Here is a 4,872-nt window from a genome sequence, read left to right on the forward strand (position 1 = left end):
CGGCCCCGCCCCGCCGCCTCTAAGCCCGAGCCAACGCCCTTCTCCAGCCTCACCGGCCGCGAGGAGCAGATCCTCACGCTGCTGGCGGAGGGCCTGAGCAACAAGGAGATCGGCGGCCGCCTGGAGATCAGCGAGAAGACGGTCAAGCACTACCTGACGATCATCCTCGACAAGCTCAACGTGCGGAACCGCGTGCAGGCCGCCCTGCTCGCCTACAACCGCTCGAACCTAGTCGGCCATTGATAGCCGTCGACGCGCCGGCGCGGGGGGCCGGACGCGCATCGGGGGACGATCTTCGGGCCTCGCGCCGGCACCCCGTGCCGGTGCGGGGCCCGCGCGATTCCGGGGCGGATGCCGGATCAGACCAAGGTCCGAACGGATGTAGGACCTAGGCCCCGCGAACAGCTGGTCCTTGGTTGGTATTCGGGCGCACCGGGCTCGGTAACATCGGATCATCCCAGTTCTGCGGGAACGAATGCCATGTTTCTCGACCGTAAAACGACTTCTCGGATCCGTATGCAGGAAGCCGAGCGCGCCCGCGAAAACAGGCTCGAGATCGTCAAGGCGCATTCGCATGGCGAGATCACCAAGCGCGACATGTTCCGCTGGGGGATCTACGGTGCGAGCGGCCTGATCGCGGCCAAGCACGGCCTCAGCCCCTTCGTGCGCAGCGCCTACGCCGCCGTGCCGACCGGCACCCCGGCAAGCCCCCTCTTCGGCGCGCAGAAATTCCACGAGCCGCTCAACCGCGCTGTCGTGCAGCCGCGCATCCCGCTCGTGGCCGCGGCGGGCAGCGACGACGTGCTCTGGATGGATCCGAACGGCCGGCCCTACGCCAACGAGATGCCGGGCCGGCGCCTCTCCTACCACGACGAGTGGTCGAAGAAGGGCGCGAACTGGCAGCGGCTGTCGAACCCGCTCACCGGCCGCGGCCCCTGCGAGGGCCGCCCGCCGGGCGAGTTCTTCGCCCATCAGCGCTGGTCCAAGGACCCGACGAGCGCGAACCGCGACCTCTTCCCGAAGGTCGGCTACATCATGTCCCTCGGGCAGTGCCGGTCGAGCACCAAGTACTGCAACGAGATGCCGGCGCAGAACGCGAACGCGATGTGGTCGTTCGGGCCGCGCCAAGCGGGTTGGCGGGGCTCGAATTCCGGCTCCCGCCTCGGCTACGGCGCGCCCTGCCTGATCAAGGCCCGCTACGGCGAGCCCCTCCTGACCCGCATCTACAACGACCTGCCCGTCGACCGCACCCAGAACGGGGGCTTCGGCCGCAACGAGATCTCGACCCATTTCCACAACGCGCATAACGGCGCCGAGAGCGACGGCGCCTGCAACGCCTACCACTTCCCCGGGACGTTCTACGACTATCACTGGGGGACGACGCTGGCGCGGCGGGACATGCCCAATATCCGCGCCTTCAACGACCCGAATTACCAGAGGAAGGCCTCCGGCCCAGACGACGGGACCGGTCTCGTGATGGTCGAGGGTGACTATCGGGAATTGCAGGGCACGCTCTGGTTCCACGACCACCGGTTCTTCTTCACGGCGGAGAACGTGCACAAGGGCAACTTCGCCCTGTGCAACTACTACAGCGGCCCGGACCGGGCCTGCACCAGCGTCGTCGACGGCGTGAACCTGCTCCTGCCCAGCGGCGACTCGCTGCCCTGGGGCAACCAGGATTTCGACGTGAACCTCGCGGTCACCAACCCGGCCTTCGACAAGGACGGGCAGCTCTTCTTCGACATCTTCGACACGGACGGCTTCCTCGGCGACATGCTGGCCGTCAACGGGAGCTACTACCCCTACATGGAGGTGCTGCCGCGCCGCTATCGCTTCCGCATCCTCAACGCGTCGATGTCGCGCTTCATCAAGCTCGCGGTGGCGGTGAACAACTCCCGCACCTTCTCGTCCGGCACGACGGTGCCGTTCTGGTTCATCGCCAACGACGGCAATCTGCTCGTGAATCCGGTCCAGCTGATGGAGATGGAGGAGCAGGGCGTCGCCGAGCGCTACGACATTGTCATCGACTTCTCGGCCTTCGCCGACGGCGACAGCGTCTACCTCGTCAACCTGCTGCAGCAGACGAGCGGCATGAAGCCCGACGGGGCCGTCTCCATGTCGAACGCCCTGAAGGGCGTGGCCGCCGACCCTTGCGTCGGCCCGATCATGGAGTTCCGCGTCCGCAGGGGCGGCATCAAGAGCGTCGACGACCCGAGCCGCACCTATACGGGGCTCGAGGCCGACCCGAGCGCCGATTTCTCGACCTCGGACTGGAAGGGCGGCCTCAGGACGCTGACAACCCAGATCCCGGTTGTCGCCCCCGTGCGCGAGCGCGTCATCGAGTTCAACCGGTCGGGCGGCGGCGATTCCCGCGACCCGAAGACCGGCCAGTGCATCCCCGAATGCGGGACCATCGAATCCTTCCCCTGGGCCGTGAAGATCAACGGGCAGGCGGCCCATTCGCTGAACGCCAACCGGATCGGCGCCCTCGTGCCGAAGCCCGGCGAGGTCGAGTACTGGACGCTCGTCAACGGGGGCACGGGCTGGGACCACCCGATCCATCTGCACTTCGAGGAGGGCATCACCCTCGACCGCGGCGGCGCCTCGATCGGCCCGACCGAGAAGCTCGTGCGCAAGGACGTCTGGCGCCTGCGCCCCGGCGGAACCGTGCGTTTTCAGGTCCGCTTCGGCGAGTTCGGCGGCTCGTACGTGAACCATTGCCACAACACGGTCCACGAGGATTTCGCGATGCTGCTGCGCTACCAGCTGCTCACGCCGGCCCCGAATGACCCGGACTTCGCCAAGACCGGCAGCCGGCCGCACTGGCAGATCTCGAACACGCCGATCCCCTCGCCCGACGGCGTCACCTTCCGCGTGCCGGAGGTGCTGCCCGAGGCCCAGCCGACCTTCAAACCGCCGACACGGGCCTGAGGCCCCGCGGGCGGCCCCGCGGGCCGCCCTCCCTCCCGCAGCGAGAGACTGGTCCGATGTTCCGCCCTCTGATGCGTACCTCGATGATCGCGGGCATGGCCCTGGCCCTGTTCGCGGCCGGCCCGGCCGCCGCGGCCTCTCCCTGGGGCGAGGGCTACCTGCCGGACGCGCCGCTCACCGATCAGGACGGCCGCACCCGCCGCTTCTACAGCGACGTGCTGAAGGGCCGGATCGCCGTCATCGCCTTCATCTACACGAGCTGCCGGGACATCTGCCCCGTCGTCACCGCCCGCCTCGCGCAGGTCCAGGACAGGCTGAACCAGGAGCGCCGGGACAAGGGGGGCGCCGAGCGGGCGGCCGATCCGGTCTTCGTCGCGATCAGCATCGATCCCGTGACCGACACCCCGGCGCGGCTCAAGGACTACGCCGAAGCCTTCGGCGTCGGCCCCGGCTGGTCGTTCCTCACCGGCCGGCCCGAGGATATCGAGCTCGTGCGCTACAAGCTCGGCGAGCGCAGCCGGAAGCTCGTGGACCACAGCAAGACCATCCTGCTCTACAACGACGCCACCGGCGAATGGGCCCGCGACTCGGCCTTCGGCGACCTGACGGTCCTCGCCAGCACCATCCGGGCCATGAACCCGGCCTTCAGCGCCGGCACACCCGCCGCCACCGGCGGCGCGCCCGCGATCGGCGAGGCCAGCATCGCGCCCGACCTGCCGGGGCAGAGCCTCTTCCTGAAGACCTGCGCCGCCTGCCACACCGTCGGCGGCGGCACCCGGGTGGGGCCGGACCTCGCGGGGGTCGGCAGCCGGCGCAGCCGCGACTGGCTCGTCTCCTACGTCACCGACCCTCAGCGGATGCGCGCTCAGGGCGACGCCACGGCCCTCGACCTCGCCCGTGCCTTCCCGTCGGTCCGCATGCCGAACCTGTCCCTGTCGGACACGGACGCGGCCGACGTCCTCGCCTATGTCGAGGCGATGACCTACGGCGCCCGGGAGGCGGCCAAGGACAAGGAGGCGAGCGCGGAGCCGGCCGACGCGCACGCCCACCACCATCATCACCATCACTGAGGCGACGGGTCCCTTCGAGGACGGAGCGCAGCCATGTCGAGCCACGCGAGAGCGCCAGCGTCGTCCGTTCGCACGGAGGACCCCGCGAAGCGATCCGCCCTCGCGGGACGGGCAAGCGCCCGGGCGGCAGCCCGTGCTCGGCGGTCGCAGGCGGGCTTCACGCTGGTCGAGGTGATCGTGGTGCTGTCGATCATGGGGCTGATCATGAGCCTGGTCGGCCCGCGCGTGCTCGGCTACCTCACCGACTCCAAGGCCAAGACCGCCCGCATCCAGGTCGAGACCCTCTCCAGCGCCGTCGAGCTGTTCTTCATCGACACCGGCCGCTACCCCCTCGAGACCGAGGGCCTGCAGGCCCTGGTCAGCCCCCCCGGCGGCCTCGCCGCCTGGAACGGGCCCTACCTCAAGGGCGCCTCCGTGCCCCGGGACCCCTGGGGGCGCCCCTACCTCTACGCCTCGCCCGACCGCGGCCGCAGCTTCCTCATCACCTTCACCGGTCCCGACGGGCGCGAGCCCGGCGCCCGCGCGCCCCGGCCGGCCCTGCTGCCCGCCGCCCCGGCCCCGCCGGCGGGCGGGCGCCAGGCCGAGCTCGGGCCGAGGAGGGCCGAATGAGCCCGGCCGCCCCCTGGCGCGCGCATCTCGCCGCCGCGCTCTCCGCGCTCGCCGCCTGGTGGCGGGCGGAGCTGCGCGCCGGCCTCGGCAGCCTGCGCCCCGGCCTGCGCCCAGACCTGCGCTCCGGCCTGCCCGCCGCCCCGCCCCTGCGCCTCGTGCTCCGCCCGGACGCGGACGGGCTCGGCCTCAGCCTGCGCACGCCCCAGGCCACGTGGTCCGCCGACGGGTCCGCCGACCTGTGCGCCGGGCGCGTCGCCTGGGC

At 70.6% G+C, this 4,872-nt stretch carries 5 protein-coding genes; all 5 read left to right on the forward strand.

The window, feature by feature from the left end; all coding sequences use genetic code 11:
• Positions 1-243 (forward strand): response regulator transcription factor (locus E1J50_RS24620; protein ID WP_132256675.1); only part of this gene is annotated, 243 nt, incomplete at its 5' end.
• 273 nt (positions 244-516) lie between these two features.
• Positions 517-2,931, forward strand: a complete 2,415-nt coding sequence (locus tag E1J50_RS24625; RefSeq protein ID WP_245516742.1) for a multicopper oxidase domain-containing protein — start codon at positions 517-519, stop codon at positions 2,929-2,931.
• 71 nt (positions 2,932-3,002) lie between these two features.
• Entirely contained in the window at positions 3,003-4,001 is a 999-nt protein-coding gene (locus E1J50_RS24630) for an SCO family protein (protein WP_165937968.1), read from the forward strand.
• Positions 4,002-4,034: 33 nt separating this feature from the next.
• Entirely contained in the window at positions 4,035-4,610 is a 576-nt protein-coding gene (gene gspG, locus E1J50_RS24635; protein WP_132256683.1) for a type II secretion system major pseudopilin GspG, read from the forward strand.
• A partial coding sequence (locus E1J50_RS24640) for a hypothetical protein (RefSeq protein WP_207919266.1) occupies positions 4,607-4,872 on the forward strand: 266 nt, incomplete at its 3' end. The genes gspG and E1J50_RS24640, both read left to right, overlap by 4 nt.

The sequence above is a fragment of the Methylobacterium segetis genome (genome assembly GCF_004348265.1).
GTDB classification, from domain to species: Bacteria; Pseudomonadota; Alphaproteobacteria; order Rhizobiales; family Beijerinckiaceae; genus Methylobacterium; species Methylobacterium segetis.

Bases quoted from the DNA above. Each gene is read 5' to 3' on its own strand.
- E1J50_RS24630 (WP_165937968.1), top strand. From the start codon at position 3,003: ATGCGTACCTCGATGATCGCGGGCATGGCCCTGGCCCTGTTCGCGGCC.
- E1J50_RS24625 (WP_245516742.1), top strand. From the start codon at position 517: ATGCAGGAAGCCGAGCGCGCCCGCGAAAACAGGCTCGAGATCGTCAAG.
- gspG (WP_132256683.1), top strand. From the start codon at position 4,035: ATGTCGAGCCACGCGAGAGCGCCAGCGTCGTCCGTTCGCACGGAGGAC.